Source organism: Vibrio sp. 704, assembly GCF_033339295.1.
Map to the genome: position 1 here is coordinate 1 of NZ_JAWOUH010000321.1, position 786 is coordinate 786.

Annotated in this window: 1 protein-coding gene; it reads right to left on the minus strand. The window is 44.7% G+C overall.

Features of this window, described 5'->3' with window-relative positions; all coding sequences use genetic code 11:
• Positions 1 to 39 precede the first annotated feature (39 nt).
• Positions 40 to 786, minus strand: a 747-nt coding sequence (locus R7R24_RS26190) for a diguanylate cyclase (RefSeq protein ID WP_318120043.1), incomplete at its 5' end; no start/stop codon positions are given.

The window sequence follows — 786 nt, forward strand, 5'->3', positions numbered from 1 at the left end:
ACAGTGTAGCTATAGCGTAACTGTTGATAACAGCTTGTTTCAACTTGCGTTTACCATTGTATAAGTATTGCGACCTAACGATTTTGAAGTATAAAGCGCCCTATCTGCCGTGGCATACAAATCTGCTTGATTCTCTTTTCCAGTGGGTTGGAACACAAACACACCCTGTGACACCGTCACTCTATTTGCAACGCTTGAGAACTCATGTTGATAGTCAAGGAAGTACATCGCTTCTTGAATGCGCTCTGCTTCCCTTTCTGCCGTTTGCGCGTCCGTGCTACTGAGTAAAACCACAAACTCTTCTCCGCCATAACGACCAACATATTCACCAGAACGACAGAATGTTGCTTTAAGCTGGTTGGCAATCGCTTGTAAACAGCGGTCACCTTCTATGTGTCCATAGTTATCATTAAATGGCTTAAAGAAATCGACATCCAACAGTATCATCGCCATCGGCATATGGTGCCTTCCATGCCACGCCACCATTGAATCTAACTTTTGATCAATGTAACGGCGGTTGAAAAGCTTGGTCAGTCCATCCTCGTTGGCTTGTTGAGTGAGAAGTTGGTTGACTTGCTCTAGTTGGGCTGTTGCTTGTTTGAGTTCTCGACGCATATGCGCGATACGCTGCATCGCTATGAGTTTGGAGTTCAGGACGAGTTTGTCAACTGGCTTAATCAAATAGTCATCGCCGCCCGCATCGATCGCTTTCGCAATCATTTCAGGTTCTTCATGACTACTTAAGAAAATAATAGGAAGCCAGTCTGGAAAAGTTTCTCGAACATG